This window comes from Agromyces agglutinans, assembly GCF_009647605.1.
In the GTDB taxonomy this organism is placed as follows: Bacteria; Actinomycetota; Actinomycetes; order Actinomycetales; family Microbacteriaceae; genus Agromyces; species Agromyces agglutinans.
In genome coordinates this window covers 480,027-492,016 of sequence record NZ_WJIF01000001.1, presented here as the reverse complement: position 1 = coordinate 492,016, position 11,990 = coordinate 480,027, and the positions used below count along the sequence as shown (strand labels likewise).

At 72.3% G+C, this 11,990-nt stretch carries 10 protein-coding genes; 4 read left to right on the top strand and 6 right to left on the bottom strand.

Annotated features, from left to right (window positions below; all coding sequences use genetic code 11):
• Positions 1–14 precede the first annotated feature (14 nt).
• The 3 genes from GE115_RS02335 to GE115_RS02325 form a co-directional block, all read right to left on the bottom strand.
• On the bottom strand, positions 15–1,679 hold the full coding sequence (locus tag GE115_RS02335; protein WP_153683155.1) for an alpha-amylase family protein: 1,665 nt from the start codon (positions 1,677–1,679) through the stop codon (positions 15–17).
• A complete protein-coding gene (locus tag GE115_RS02330; RefSeq protein ID WP_153683154.1) occupies positions 1,676–2,644 on the bottom strand; it encodes a TIGR03885 family FMN-dependent LLM class oxidoreductase in 969 nt (322 codons plus the stop codon). Before GE115_RS02330 ends, GE115_RS02335 begins: the two co-directional genes overlap by 4 nt.
• Before the next feature lie 78 nt (positions 2,645–2,722).
• The gene (locus GE115_RS02325) at positions 2,723–4,267 is read right to left on the bottom strand and encodes a serine hydrolase domain-containing protein (RefSeq protein ID WP_153683153.1); all 1,545 of its coding nucleotides are present in this window, start codon (positions 4,265–4,267) and stop codon (positions 2,723–2,725) included.
• Between the two features lie 90 nt (positions 4,268–4,357).
• Between GE115_RS02325 and ftsY the strand changes: the two genes are divergently transcribed.
• From ftsY to ffh, 3 genes are read left to right on the top strand one after another with little or no spacing between them, the layout of a single operon-like run.
• Complete coding sequence (gene ftsY, locus GE115_RS02320; RefSeq protein ID WP_153683152.1) at positions 4,358–5,233, top strand: signal recognition particle-docking protein FtsY; 876 nt, start codon at positions 4,358–4,360, stop codon at positions 5,231–5,233.
• A gap of 18 nt (positions 5,234–5,251) precedes the next feature.
• Complete coding sequence (locus tag GE115_RS02315; RefSeq protein ID WP_153683151.1) at positions 5,252–5,734, top strand: DUF2004 domain-containing protein; 483 nt, start codon at positions 5,252–5,254, stop codon at positions 5,732–5,734.
• Between the two features lie 60 nt (positions 5,735–5,794).
• Positions 5,795–7,387 (top strand): signal recognition particle protein, encoded by a 1,593-nt coding sequence (gene ffh / locus GE115_RS02310; RefSeq protein ID WP_153683150.1) that lies wholly within the window; start codon positions 5,795–5,797, stop codon positions 7,385–7,387.
• Here ffh and GE115_RS19055 read toward each other — a convergent pair.
• Genes GE115_RS19055 through GE115_RS02295 form a run of 3 tightly spaced genes read right to left on the bottom strand, consistent with a single transcriptional unit; the run spans position 7,384 to position 10,835 of the window.
• Positions 7,384–8,046, bottom strand: a complete 663-nt coding sequence (locus tag GE115_RS19055; protein ID WP_153683149.1) for a DUF305 domain-containing protein — start codon at positions 8,044–8,046, stop codon at positions 7,384–7,386. The two genes, ffh and GE115_RS19055, sit on opposite strands and share 4 nt — an antisense overlap.
• The gene (locus GE115_RS02300) at positions 8,043–10,025 is read right to left on the bottom strand and encodes an LVIVD repeat-containing protein (RefSeq protein ID WP_153683148.1); all 1,983 of its coding nucleotides are present in this window, start codon (positions 10,023–10,025) and stop codon (positions 8,043–8,045) included. Before GE115_RS02300 ends, GE115_RS19055 begins: the two co-directional genes overlap by 4 nt.
• Positions 10,026–10,028: 3 nt before the next feature.
• Positions 10,029–10,835: a spermidine synthase gene (locus tag GE115_RS02295; RefSeq protein ID WP_153683147.1), complete on the bottom strand. Its 807-nt coding sequence runs from the start codon at positions 10,833–10,835 to the stop codon at positions 10,029–10,031.
• A 121-nt stretch (positions 10,836–10,956) separates the two neighbouring features.
• Here GE115_RS02295 and GE115_RS02290 point away from each other — a divergent pair, with 121 nt between their 5' ends.
• Positions 10,957–11,973 (top strand): lipid II:glycine glycyltransferase FemX, encoded by a 1,017-nt coding sequence (locus GE115_RS02290; protein WP_172979637.1) that lies wholly within the window; start codon positions 10,957–10,959, stop codon positions 11,971–11,973.
• Positions 11,974–11,990 lie beyond the last annotated feature (17 nt).

Here is an 11,990-nt window from a genome sequence, read left to right as displayed (position 1 = left end):
GCTCCCGCCGCGCATCAGGTGAGCCTGCGGTCCTCCGAGTCGACCGTGCGGAACCACCGGTACCCGTACGCCCCGACCTCGATCTCGACGCGACCGCGGTCGTCGATCGGCAACGCGGTGTCGGCGAACAGGTCGGAGAGCCGCGCGTCCTCGGCGACCTCGCCGAGCGAGAGCTCGAGGTGCACGGGCCTCGGCGCGAAGTTGTGCACGGCGATGAAGCTGCCGAAGTCGGCCGACATCCGGTGGGCGAGCACCGAGCGCTCGCTGTGCTCGAGCAGCTCGAACGCGCCCCAGCCGATCTCGGGGGAGCTGCGGTAGCGGTGCGCGAAGCTGCGGATGCGCGAGAGCAGCGAGCCGTCGTCGTGCAGCTGCGCCTCGACGTTCACGTGCTCGGGGGCGTAGCCGTCGGTCGGCGGCTTCGCCACGAGCTTGCGCGCCGGAACCCGTGAGAAGCCGCCATTGCGTTCGTCGGACCACTGCATCGGGCCGCGCACGGCCATGCGGCCCCCGAGCTCGGGATTCTCGCCCATGCCGATCTCCTCGCCGTAGAAGAGCACGGGCGTGCCGGGCAGAGCGAACATCAGGCTGTACATGAGCTCGATCCGGCGCGGGTCGCCGTCGACCATCGGAGGCAGCCGGCGCACGATGCCACGCCCGTAGACGCGCATCCACTCCTCGGGCGCGAGCGCGTCGAAGACCTCCGTGCGCTCCTCGTCGGAGAGCTGGTCGAGGGTCAGCTCGTCATGGTTGCGCACGAAGTTCGCGAACTGCGCCTCGACCCGGATCTCGGGCCGCGATGCGAGCGTCTCGGCGAGGGGGGTCGCGTCCTCGCGCACGAGCGAGAGGTACATGCGCTGCATCGCCGGGAAGTCGAACTGCATCGTGAGCTCGGCGGGCCGATCGGGTTGCCCGAAGAAGTCGAGCTGCCCGTCGTAGGGCAGGTTCACCTCGCCGAGCAGGATCGCCTCGCTCGAGCGACGCTGCAGGAATCGGCGCAGGTCGCGCAGGAACTCGTGCGGGTCGCCGATGTCGACGCCGTCGGGCGGGGCGATCAGGAACGGGACGGCGTCGACGCGGAACCCCGAAACGCCGAGCTCGAGCCAGAACCCCATGGTCTTGGCGATCTCGTCGCGGACGTCGGGGTTCGCGATGTTCAGGTCGGGCTGGTGGCGATAGAACGAGTGCAGGTAGTACTGGTCGGTGCGTTCGTCGTGCTCCCAGACGCTGCGCTCCTCGCCCGGGAACACGAGTTGCTGCTGTTGCTTCGGCGGCTTGTCGCGCCACACGTAGAAGTCGCGGAAGCGCGAGTCGCGGCTGCGCCTCGCGTCCTTGAACCACGGATGCCGGTCGGACGTGTGGTTCATCACGAAGTCGATGATCACGCGCATGCCCCGATCGCGCGCCATGCGCATGAACTCGACGAAGTCGCCGAAGGTGCCCAGTCGCGGGTCGATCGCCTGGAAGTCGGTGATGTCGTACCCGTCGTCGCGTCGCGGCGACGGCTGGAACGGCATCAGCCAGAGGCAGGAGACGCCGAGCTCGGCGAGGTGGTCGAGGCGGTGGCCGAGGCCCTCGAAGTCGCCCACGCCGTCGTCGTTCCAGTCGAGGTACTTCTCGACGTCGAGGCAGTACACGACTGCGGTCTTCCACCAGAGGTCGCCACGCGCGCTGATCTTCATCGTGCGGCCCCCCGGAGCTCGGGCACCACGCGCTCGCCGAAGGCGTCGATGAACGCCGCCTGCTCGGTGCCCACATGGTGCAGGAAGACGCGGTCGGCTCCTGCCTCGACGAGTTCGAGCAGGCGCGCGAGGTGCTCGGCGGGATTGGCCGACACCTGGACGGCGCGCGTCAGGTCCTCGGGAGCGGCGTCGGCGGTGCGCGCATCGAACTGCTCGGGGAAGGCGAGCTCCCACGAGTCGGGTGGCTGCACGAGTCCGTTGCGCCACTGGTCGTGCGCGATGGCCAGGGCCTCGTCGCGGGACGGCGCCCAGCTGAGGTGCACCTGCACGGCGAGCGGACCGCGCCCGCCCGCCTCGCGGTACGCGCCGAACACGCGGCGCAGCGCCTCGCGGTCCTGGTCGACCGTGATCAGGCCGTCGGCCCATGTCGCCGCCTCGCGGGCCGTCTCCTCGCCGACCGCGGCGGCCACGAGCGTCGGCGGGACGGCCGGCAGGCTCCAGACGCGCGCGCGGTCGACCCGGATGCGACCGTCGTGCGTCACCTCCTCGCCCGCGAGCAGGCGCCGCGTGACGTCGACGACCTCGAGCAGCCGGGCGTCGCGCTCCTCCTTCGGCGGCCACGGATCGCCGGTCACGTGCTCGTTCATGGCCTCGCCGCTGCCGAACGCCGCCCAGAACCGGCCGGGGAACATCGACTCGAGGGTCGCGATCGCCTGGGCGATCACCGCCGGGTGATACCGCTGGCCGGGCGCGGTGACGACGCCGAACGGCAGCCGGGTGGCCTGCAGGGCGGCGCCGAGCCAGGTCCAGGCGTGTCCGGACTCGCCCTGGCGCACGCCCCACGGGGCGAGGTGGTCGCTGCACATCGCGGCGTCGAAGCCCGCCTCCTCGGCGCGCTGGACGTCGCGGAGGAGCTGCTGGGGCGGGATCTGCTCGTGCGAGGCATGGAAGCCGACGACGGTCATGGGACTCCTTCCGTCCGGATCCGACGATGCCGGATCTCCGTCGTCTCGTCGCCCCCTTGCCGAGCCCGGAGCCTTCCGCTATCGGGTGCGCGCAGGGACGGCCCGCAGGGTTCCGCGGAACCGGCGCGGGTCGTCGAACGAGACGTTCTGGTCGACGACCAGGCGCACCGAGCTCGCGTCGGCCGCGAACGATACCTCGATCGACCAGGCGAACGGCGTCTCGAGCGAGTGGATGCGCACGAGCAGCACGTGGTCGCCGACCCAGGCGGCGCTGGCGGCGATCGGCTCCGGTTCCGGGAACGGTCCCATCCGCAGGGCGCCCGTCACCCACTCGCGGTTGCCCGCCACGACCTCGGTGCTCGTGCCCGCGCGATCCAGGCGCAGCACGAGGCGGCCGTCGTCGTCGCGGCGGATCGCGACGCACTCGAGGCCGAAGGCCGGGTCGGCGAGGTCGGCCGGGTCGGCCGCGTCGGCCGCGCCGGCCGCATCCACCGCGTACTCGACGCCGAGCACCTCCGCCTCGAGGGGCGACTCCGCGAGCCCGTCGTCCCAGGGCAGCACGCGACCCGGGCCTAGGCGAGTGGCATCCGCAGCCCCGCCGTCGCCGCTGCCGCTGCCGTCGCCGTCGCCGCCGTCGCCGCCGTCGCCGCCATCGCGGTCGTCCACTGCCGAGCGTTCCCGCGCGGTCGCGCCGAAGGCGTCCCAGACGACCTCGAGCTCCTCCCGCATGTCGGCGATGCCGGCGGTGATCGCGACGACCAGTTCGCGCTCCGGCCAGACCACGATGAACTGCCCGAACGCCCCGTCGGCGCGGTACGCCCCGTAGCGGCATCGCCAGAACTGGAAGCCGTATCCCTCGGCCCAGTCGCCCCCGTCGGTCGGGCCGTTGGGGACCTGCGCGGCCGTCGCAGCGTCGACCCACGCCTCCGACAGCAGTCGCCGATCGCCCCAGCGACCCCGCAGCCGGTACAGCTCGCCGAGCTTCGCCATCGCCTCGATCGACACGCTCAACCCGAATCCGCCCACCTCGATGCCCTCGGGATCCCGCTCCCAGCGGGCGCCGTCGATGCCGAGCGGCTCGAACAGCCTGGGTCCGAGGAATTCCAGCAACCCGGTTCCCGTCACCCGGCGCAGGATGGCCGAGAGCAGGTAGGTCGCGCCCGTGTCGTAGACGAACCGGGAACCGGGTTCGTGCTCGACGGGCACGGCGAGCAGGGCGCCCGCCCACGAACCGTCGTCGTCGACGGCGGGCATCGAGTCGGCGGCATGCCCCGTGGTCATGGTGAGCAGGTGCCGCAGCCGCATCGCCGACAGGTTCGCCGAGGGCTGCTCGGGGGCCGCATCGGGCAGGAGGTCGACGACGCGGTCGTCGAGCGCGAGCAGTCCCTCGTCGATCGCGAACCCGATCGCCGTGGCGGTGAAGCTCTTGCTCACCGAGAAGGTCAGGTGCGGTGATTCGAGCTCGTACGGAGCCCATGCCGCCTCGGCCACGACCGAGCCCCGGTGCAGGACCATGACGGCGTGCGGGTGGCTGAGTCGATCGAGGCCGGCGAGCAGTCGTTCGATCGCGGCCGGGTCGAGGCCCGTCGCCGATGGCGTGGAGCGGGGGAGTCTGGTGGTCAACGTCGGGTTCCTCTCGCGTGCCGATCGGGCATCGTGCGCCAGTATGCCCGAGGAGCGCGGGCCCCGGTCGGCCCCCGTAGGCTGGTGCGTATGGCAGAACGCGCATCCTGGTCGCTCGGTTCCGCCCTTCGGGGCATCTTCGGCGCGAGAACCATCGACGAGGACACGTGGGACGACCTCGAGGCGGCGCTGATCACGGCCGACTTCGGGCCCGCGGTCACGGAGGAGATCGTCGCGCAGATCCGCTCGCAGGTCGAGCGCTTCAAGACGACCGACCCGCGAGACGTGCAGCGGATGCTCCGCGAGGTCGTCGAGGAACGGCTCGCGAAGTACGACCCGACGTTGAAGCTGACCGAGCGCCCGGCGGTCGTGCTCGTCGTGGGCGTGAACGGCGTCGGCAAGACCACGACGATCGGCAAGTTCGCGCGATTCCTGCGCACGTTCGACCGTTCGGTCGTGGTGGGCGCGGCCGACACGTTCCGCGCGGCCGCGGTCGACCAGCTCGCGACCTGGGCCGAACGCGCCGGCGTCGGCATCGTCCGCCCCGAGCGGGAGGGCCAGGACCCGGCCTCGGTCGCCTTCCAGACCGTCGAACGCGCCAAGCGCGACGGCACCGAGATCGTCATCATCGACACCGCGGGGCGCCTGCACACCAAGGGCGGGCTCATGGACGAGCTCGGCAAGATCAAGCGCGTCGTCGAGAAGCAGGCGCCGATCAGCGAGGTGCTGCTCGTGCTCGACGCCACGACCGGCCAGAACGGCCTCGCGCAGGCCGAGGCGTTCCTCGAGCACGGCGGGGTCACCGGCCTCGTGCTCACGAAGCTCGACGGCAGCGCCAAGGGCGGCTTCGTGCTCGCGGTGCAGGAGAAGACGGGCCTGCCGATCAAGCTCATCGGACAGGGCGAGGGCATCGGCGACCTCACGGGCTTCACGCCGCACGTGTTCGCACAGAAGCTCGTCGGCTGACGGGCGGGGAGGACTCACATGGAACACGACTACTTCGGCCTCGTCGGCGACTACTGGTCCGAGCGCATCGAGTACGGCGACCAAGACGTCGAGGTCGTGCTCGACGCCGACGCCGACGGCGTCTCGACCGCGGCCCTCGACATCGCGGCGACGATGGTCGGCGAGCTCGAACTCATCGACGACGAGCTGCGCTCGGCCTTCGTGACGCAGCTCGATTCCGGGTCCTCCCCGGTCGTGAAGTTCCTCGACGTGCTGCTCGACGCCGACCTCGAGCAGGCCGACGAGATCGAGTCGGCCATCGGCCGCGAGTCGGGCGACCGGCAGATCGACGCGCTGCGCTCGATGAGCCTCGTGCGCGTCGACCTGCGACCCGACGCCGACGAGCCCGGCGACGTGTTCGCCGAGTTCGAGTACGCCCTCGCCCCCGAGGACACCGACGAGCGCCTCGTCGCGTCGATCGACCTCGAGCGCGAGATCGTCGACGTCCGCTTCGAGGGCTAGACGCGCGGCCGGGGGCCGCGCGCGGCGGGGCATCCGGCCTCGCCTAGAATCGAAGGCACCATGGCTACCTTCGGCACCCTCTCCGACCGTCTCTCCGAGACGTTCAAGCAGCTCCGCACCAAGGGCAAGCTCTCCGCGGCCGACGTCGACGGCACGGTCCGCGAGATCCGGCGCGCCCTGCTCGACGCCGACGTCGCACTCGACGTCGTCAAGGCCTTCACCGCGACGGTGCGCGAACGCGCCCTCGGCGACGAGGTCAACAAGGCGCTGAACCCGGCGCAGCAGGTCGTGCAGATCGTCAATGAAGAGCTCGTCGGCATCCTCGGCGGCCAGCAGCGCCGACTGCAGTTCGCGAAGAACCCGCCGACCGTGATCATGCTCGCGGGCCTCCAGGGCGCCGGCAAGACGACGCTCGCGGGCAAGCTCGCGAAGCACCTCGTGAAAGAGGGCCACACGCCCCTGCTCGTCGCGAGCGACCTCCAGCGCCCCAACGCGGTCAACCAGCTGCAGGTGGTCGGCTCGCAGGCCGGCGTGCCGGTCTTCGCACCCGAGCCCGGCAACGGCGTCGGCGACCCCGTGAAGGTGGCCAAGGCCGGCGTCGAGCAGGCTCGCCGCGCCCTGCACGACGTCGTCATCATCGACACCGCCGGTCGCCTCGGCGTCGACGCCGAGCTCATGAAGCAGGCCGCGAACATCCGCAAGGCGACGGACCCCGACGAGGTGCTCTTCGTCATCGACGCCATGATCGGCCAGGACGCGGTCGCGACCGCGAAGGCCTTCCAGGAGGGCGTCGACTTCACGGGCGTCGTGCTCTCCAAGCTCGACGGCGACTCGAAGGGCGGTGCGGCGCTGAGCGTGGCATCCGTCACCGGGCGCCCCATCATCTTCGCGTCGACCGGCGAGGGGCTCGACGACTTCGAGCCGTTCCACCCCGACCGCATGGCGAGCCGCATCCTCGACCTCGGCGACATCCTCACCCTCATCGAGCAGGCCCAGCAGGCCTTCGACGAAGAGGAGGCGCTGAAGGTCGCCGAGAAGCTCGCGAAGGAGCAGTTCACCCTCGAGGACTTCCTGCAGCAGATGCAGCAACTGCGCGGGGCCGGGTCCATCAAGAAGATGCTCGGCATGCTCCCGGGCGCGGGCGGCATGAAGCAGCAGCTCGAGAACTTCGACGAGCGCGAGATCGTGCGCACCGAGGCGATCATCCAGTCGATGACGCCCGCCGAGCGACAGAATCCCAAGCTCCTCAACGGTTCGCGGCGCCTGCGCATCGCTCGCGGCTCGGGCATGACCGTCACCGACGTCAACTCGCTCGTGCAGCGCTTCGAGCAGGCCGCGAAGATGATGAAGACCGTCGCCCGCGGCGGCATGCCGCAGATCCCGGGCATGGGACCGATCCCCGGTGCCGGCTTCGGCGGCGGCGGGGCGTCCGCGCGCAAGGCCAAGGGCAAGAAGAAGTCGGGCGGTTCGCGCTCGGGCAACCCGGCCAAGCGCGCGGCCGAGAACGCCGCCATCGCGCAGGGCGGGCCGGTTCCCGGCGGCGCGGCCCCGACCGGCGCCGGCTTCGGCCTCGGCGGCGGTGCCGCCAAGGGCGGCCAGGCCGGCCCGAGCGAGGAAGAACTGGCGGCGCTGCAGAAGCTGCTCGGCCGCTAACCGGCCCCGCCGGCGGCGAGTTCGCGCAGGCGGTCGATCTCGATCGACTGCGATTGCGCGACCGTACGCGCCCACCGCGCCACCGCCGGGTCGCCGGATGCCTCCAGCCTCGCCTCCGACATCTCGATGGCGCCCTCGTGGTGTCGGATCATGAGGTCGACGAACACGCGGTCGAACGCCGCGCCCTCGAGTTCGGCGGCCCGGCGCATCGCACTCGCGGCGATCTCGCCGGGCATGCCCTCGGGCGCTTCCGCGACCGCCGGATCGCCGCCGTCCCCGTGGCCGTGGCCGGCCTCGGCGGCGCCGCGACGGTCGAGCCAGCCGCGAAGGACCGAGGCCTCCGCGGACTGGGCCACCGCGATCCGGTCGGCGGCCGCCGCGACGCGCGGGTCGCCGGCGCGCTCCGCGGCGAGACCGGCCAGCGCGACGGCCTGGTCGTGGTGGGCGGCCATGCCGGCGACCCACGCGAGGTCGTCGGCGCTCGTCGCGGCGTCGATCGCCGAGTCGGGGGCGGATGCCTCGACCGCTGATGGCGGGCCCGCGCACGCGGTCGTCCCGACGGGAATCGCGAGCGTCAGCGCGATCGCGACGGTGGGAGCGAGGGCGGCGCGCCCGGCGCGCCCGGCGCGGCCGGTGGTGCGCCCGGCGCGGCGGCTCACGGCCCCTCCGACGGCGCAGCGGCGCGCCGTACGGCCCTTCGGCGAAGCAGCACGACCGCGACCGCGAGCCCGAGCAGCACGGCGCCCGCCACGAGGCCCGCGACGAGCCATCCGTCGACCGGATCGCCCGCCGTCGGCGGCGGCGTCGGACGCTGCGGCGGCGTCGGCTCGGCCACCGTGAGCACGCCGAGCGCGAGCCGGTCGCTCGTGCGGTCGCCGCGCGCGACGAGGTCGTACGACCCGGCATCGAGCGGACCGGGCAGTACGAGCTCGGTCGGCGGCAGCGACCCGTCGGGCGAGGCCACGACCGTCGCGACCGCGGTCGCGGCCGGCATCCACCAGACGTCGGCCGTCTCGCCGGGGTCGAGCGAGCCCGGCGGCAGCGAGACGGAGACGGCGACCGAGGCATCCGTCTCGACCCGGGGGATCGTCGCCGGAGCGACGTCCAGCGGCGCCAGCGCCGCGCGCGCGTCGACCTCCGCGGGCAGCACGGGCGCCTCGCGCCAGGCCCACGCGTACTGCGGTTGGGACTGCGGATTCAACTCTCCCGGGTCGTAGCGCGCGGCGTCGGCGAAGAGCGGATCCGTCAGCCGCAGCACCTCGAGCCCGTCGTACATGTCGCTCGCGTAGAGATACCCGTCGTAGTGGTAGACCGACCAGATGCCGGCGGTGTAGTCCATCGAGTAGCCGTACGTCGGCCGGTCGAAGTACGTGAGCTCGACCGGCGCCGCCGGGTCGGTGAAGTCGATGACCGAGACGCCGCCTTCGAGCCAGGCCTGCGCCACGATGAACCGGCCGGGCACGGGGATGAGCCCACCCGAGTGCGCGACGCACTTCTCGAGATCCGACTGCGCCCGCGGGATCTTGAAGTACGCGCCCGGTTCGAGCCGTCCGCCCGTGAGCGTCCAGCGGGCGTCGGCGCCGCGCTCGGCGCCGAACGCCGGCGAGCAGGTGTTGATGAAGCCGTCGCCGAGCTCGTCCTGGAAGACGACGGCGGTCGCGTCGTTGTCGAAGATGCCGGAGTGCCAGAACGCGACGTTCGCGTCGCGCACCTGCTGCAGCACCACCGGATGCATCGGATCCGCGATGGACAGCAGCAGACCCTCGCCGCGGCAGGCCGCGAGCGCGAGGCCCTTGGCGGGATAGGCCGTGAGGTCGTGGCATCCGGTCGTCGATCTCGTCTCGGCGCCGCCCGCGACGCGGTCCTCCGGACCGAACGCGTCGAGGCCCGCGAAGAGGTCGAGCTCGCCCACCACGGCCGCCTCGTCGGGCGCATCGAGCGGCACGGAGACGATCTGCAGCGGATTCCGCCCCGTGCAGTGCAGCGACGCGCCGCGGCTGTACGCGCTCACGTAGACCAGCACGCGGGCCGGGTCGGCGGGATCGGGCACGACGGTGTGCGTGTGCGAACCGCAGCGCGTGCGAACCGAGGCCGCGTAGCGCGGCGCGGCCGGATCGCTGAGGTCGAAGATGCGCAGGCCCTCCCAGTTCTCGGCTGTCTCGGGCACGCGCACCGCGTCGCACGCCTCGCTCGACATCGTCTCGTCGATCGACACGATGACGACATCGCCGACCGCGCTGACGTCGCCCTGTCCGCCGGCGCACGGCACCGTCGCGCGCAGCTCGGGGTTCGCGGGATCGGCGATGTCCCAGACCGAGAAGCCCGCGAAGTTGCCCTGGATCACGTGATCGCCAGTGAACGCCAGATCGGAGTTGATGAAGTCCGGGTCGTCGCCCTGGCGGAACGGGTTGTCGCGATGGGCGACCCACTCGAGGCCGGGCCCGATCGCAGGTTCGCGCGGGTCGGCGGCCGCGGCGGGCGCAGCTGCGGGCACGGCGACGGAAGGCGGTGCGACGGCGGCGGCCGCTTCACTCCCGGCGGCGTTCGCGTCCGCGGATGCCACGGGCACCGCGATCGCCGACGCGAGCAGCGACGCGGCCACCGCCGCCCGGAGCCGCGCGCGAACCGCAGCGGGCATGGGTCAGCCCGGCATCCCGTCGAACCGGGCGGGCACGTCGCCGGCGAAGGCCTCGACGCTGTCGCGCGTGAGCACCTCGATGGGTCGCGGCGACCCGCTGAACGCGGCGGTGAGCGCCGCGAGCGGCGCCGGCCCGGGGGAGGAGACGAGCACGACGTTGCCCGGTCCGCCGTCGAGCACCCCGCTCGCGGCCACCAGCGTGAGCTCGTCGCCGCCGACGGCGAGCGTCGCCGCGAGCGTGCGCGGCGAGGCCAGGTCGAACCCGGCGAGGCTGTTGACCACGACGATGGCGTGCGGCGCGAGCAGGTCGCGCAGCGCGGCGAAGAACTCCACCGTGCCGACCGCGGGCGGCGCGACGTTGCCGCTGAACACGTCGACGATGGCGACGTCGTAGCCGCCGTCGTGCCGGGCCGCGCGATCGACCGCAGCGCGGGCGTCGTCGAACTCGACCGTGAGCTCGACGTCGTCGCCGAGGGGCAGTGCCTGCAGCACGAAGTCGAAGAGCTCGGGAAGCAGTTCGACGACGTGCTGCCGCGAGCCGGGTCGCGTCGCCGCGATCCACCTCGGCAGGGTCAGCGCGCCGGCGCCGAGGTGCAGCACCGAGATCGGTTCGGGGCGTGGATGCCACGCGTCGAGCACGCCGGCGATCTCGCGTACGTACTCGAGCTGCAGATCCAGCGGGTCGTCGGGATTCACATGCGACTGGGTGGTGCCGTCGATGACGAGTGAGAATCCGCCGTTGGTGCCCCTTCCGGGCAGGAGGCGCGCGTGCACATCATCGCCGTGGAGTTCGAGACTCGGTTCGCCCATGCGACCACCATAGGCGCGTGGTCCACCATCCGGATGCGCCGCACCGCTATCATGTGGCGCAGCAGCGATGCGTCACGGGCCCTCGGGCCCCTCCACCAGCACAGGGGGAGAAGCGGTGGTAATGGCCGATGCAGTGCCGCTCACCCGGGAATGGGACGAGCAGGTGCTCGCCGCGCACTCGGCACCGCATTTCATGCAGAGCCGCGCCTGGGCCGGAATCCGATCGGGCGGGCCCTGGCGCGTCGCGCCGCTCGAAGCCGCCGATGGGGTGCCCGTGCCGGTGCTCGCCTACGAGCGGACCGTCGACGGGTCGGGCTCGTTGCGGCACCTGCCGAGGATCAGCGGCATCACGCCGGCACTCGTCCCGGCGCTGACGGCGGCCGTCGGCGAGTCCGGCGGCAGCGCGTTCGCCACCAAGGTGGAGCTCTACCAGCCGCGCGATCCCGCCCTCGACGAGGCGTTCCTCGAGCACGGTTGGGCGCCCACCCGCGCCTCGCAGTACCGCTTCGCCGTCGTCGTCGACCTGTCCGACGGCGCCGAGGGTGCCCTGTCCCGCATGAAGAAGCGCGGTCGTGCCGAGATCCGAACGGGCGAGCGCAATGGCGTGGTGGTGGAGCGGGCGGCCATCGACGGCGAGGACGCCGCACGGATGCTCGCGCTCGTGCGCGCGACCGAGGAGCGCTCGGGTGCCTTCTTCCGCAGCGACGACTACCTCCGTGCGGTGTGGTCGGCGTTCGACGCCGCGGGCAGCGGCCGGCTCTACCTCGCCAAGTACGACGGAACGGTCGTCTCGGGGGCGTTCGTCGTGCGCTTCGGCGATCGTGCCTGGTACAAGGACGGCGGGTCGACCCGCGACCTGCCGCAGCTCATGGCATCGCGCTACCTGCAGTGGCGCATCATGCAGGAGCTCGCCGAGGAGGGTGTGCGCGAGTACGACCTCGGCCACGTGCCGCCGCCCGACCGGGCGCATCCGTCGGGCCGTGGCATCCTCGTGTTCAAGAGCGCGTTCGCGCCCGACATCGTCGAGTACCAGCCCGCCTACCTCCTCGCGCACCGGCCGGTCGCCGAGCGATGGCGCACCGGCGAGTCGGATTTCCTCGCCGCGCATCGCGCGCGGACCGGCGACTACTGGTACTGACCCGGGGCTCGAGCGGC

Coding starts and splice junctions, on each gene's coding strand:
- GE115_RS02335 (WP_153683155.1), bottom strand. CDS start 1,679: ATGAAGATCAGCGCGCGTGGCGACCTCTGGTGGAAGACCGCAGTCGTG.
- GE115_RS02330 (WP_153683154.1), bottom strand. CDS start 2,644: ATGACCGTCGTCGGCTTCCATGCCTCGCACGAGCAGATCCCGCCCCAG.
- ftsY (WP_153683152.1), top strand. CDS start 4,358: ATGGCAGAACGCGCATCCTGGTCGCTCGGTTCCGCCCTTCGGGGCATC.
- GE115_RS02315 (WP_153683151.1), top strand. CDS start 5,252: ATGGAACACGACTACTTCGGCCTCGTCGGCGACTACTGGTCCGAGCGC.
- ffh (WP_153683150.1), top strand. CDS start 5,795: ATGGCTACCTTCGGCACCCTCTCCGACCGTCTCTCCGAGACGTTCAAG.
- GE115_RS02300 (WP_153683148.1), bottom strand. CDS start 10,025: ATGCCCGCTGCGGTTCGCGCGCGGCTCCGGGCGGCGGTGGCCGCGTCG.
- GE115_RS02295 (WP_153683147.1), bottom strand. CDS start 10,835: ATGGGCGAACCGAGTCTCGAACTCCACGGCGATGATGTGCACGCGCGC.
- GE115_RS02290 (WP_172979637.1), top strand. CDS start 10,957: ATGGCCGATGCAGTGCCGCTCACCCGGGAATGGGACGAGCAGGTGCTC.